Origin of the sequence: Frankia sp. AgKG'84/4, from assembly GCF_023242965.2 — a bacterium.
Classification (GTDB): Bacteria; Actinomycetota; Actinomycetes; order Frankiales; family Frankiaceae; genus Frankia.
The window spans coordinates 1-1,708 of record NZ_JALKFU020001037.1; the positions used below are offsets into that span (position 1 = coordinate 1).

General features: G+C 72.4%; 1 pseudogene. It reads right to left on the bottom strand.

What is annotated here, in order from left to right:
* Positions 1-1,662 (bottom strand): annotated as a pseudogene (murJ, locus tag MXD58_RS27085) (murein biosynthesis integral membrane protein MurJ); the annotation flags it as partial.
* Between the last annotated feature and the right edge of the window lie 46 nt (positions 1,663-1,708).

Here is a 1,708-nt window from a genome sequence, read left to right on the forward strand (position 1 = left end):
CCGCCCGCCGGCGCCGCGCCGACCGCGCCCCAGCCGCCCGTTGACCGCCGCCAGCAGCGCGGAGACCTCGTGGATCTGCATCCGGACGGCCGCGGCCAGGAACAGCGCGCCCCCGGCCGTGCAGGCCAGCACCACGGCGATTCCCGAGACGAGCCAGCCCGTGCCGACCAGAGCGCGGATCGCGCGGGCCACCAGCGACGCGACCACGGCGCCGAGGCCGGCGGCGATCGCCACCTGGGTGATCACCCGGGCGGTGCGGTTGCCGTCGACGCCGCCGAGGCGCCGCCGCAGCAGTGTGGTCGCCGCCGCGAGACCTACCAGGTAGGCGGCGGCAAAGGCGAGCGCCAGCGCCGGCGCCCGGTGCCGTTCGGGCACCGTCACGGTCAGCACCACCGCGCCGAGCACGTTCACCGCGACGACGCCCATGTTGACCAGCGCCGGCGTCCGGCTGTCCTGGTAGGCGTAGAACGCCCGTAGCTGCACCTGGAACAGGGAGAACGGCACCAGGGCGAGGGCGAAGGCGCTGAGGGTGTCGCCGATGTCGATCGCGTCGTGGTAGTTCACCGCGCCGTGGTGGAACACGGCCACCGCGATCGGCCGTCCCAGTGCCAGCAGGAACAGCGCGGCCGGCACGATCGCCGTCGCCGCCACCCGGGTCGCCGTCGAGATGTCGGCCCGCACGAGGTCGGCGCGGCCCTGCGCGGCGTGCCCGCTCATCCGCGGCAGCAACGCGGTGATCACCGAGACGCCGATGATCGCGTAGGGGAGCTGGAAGATCTGGTAGCCGTAGGTGTAGATCGTGTAGGCGGTTGACGCCGTCGACAGGTTGACGATCACCAGGTAGCCGGCCTGGCTGACGACGACGAACAGCAGCGTCCAGCTCGCCAGCCGGGCCGCGGAGCGCAGCTCGGGGTGGCGCAGGTCGAGGGTCGGCCGGTAGCGGAAGCCGACCCGACGCAGCGCGGGCAGCAGGGCGAGTGTCATCGCCACCACGCCCAGCGTCGTCCCGCTGGCCAGCACCGTCGTCTGCGTATGGGTGATCGCCTTCGCCCCGTCCACCCCCGGTGGGCGCGGCCCCGACACCACATAGATGAACGCCACGCAGGTCGCGATGACCAGCACGTTGTTGAGGATGGGGGCGAACATCGGCGCCGCGAAGGACTGCCGGACGTTGAGGATGGCGCCGATCGTCGCCCCCACCCCGTAGAAGATGATCTGGGGGAGGAACCAGCGCAGCAGGTCGGTGGCAAGGGCCTGCTCCTGGGGCCCGGCGTTGAGGTAGGCGTCGGTGATCAAGGGCGCCGCGATCATGCCGATCGCCGTCGCCACGCCGAGCCCGAGGATCATCAGGGTCAGCAGGGAGGACGCGAACTTGTCTCCGCCGTCCGGATCCTCCTTCGCGGCTCGGACCATCACCGGCACGACGACGCTGGTCAGGATCCCGCCGAGGAGCAGGTCATAAATGATGTTCGGGGTGGTGTTGGCGACGTTGTAGGCGTCGCCGACGGCGCCGGTGCCGATCGCCGCGGCGATCGCCACGGTGCGCAGGAAGCCGGATGCCCGGGAGGCGATCGTGCCGATCGCCATGATCCCGCTTGCCTGCCCGAGGCTCGGGCCGGCCTTCGCGGGTTTCGCCTTGCCCCGCTGGGCGGTCGTCGCCGCGGGCCGCGACTGCCGCGAGGACGCGCCGATCGCGGCGGTCGGCGGC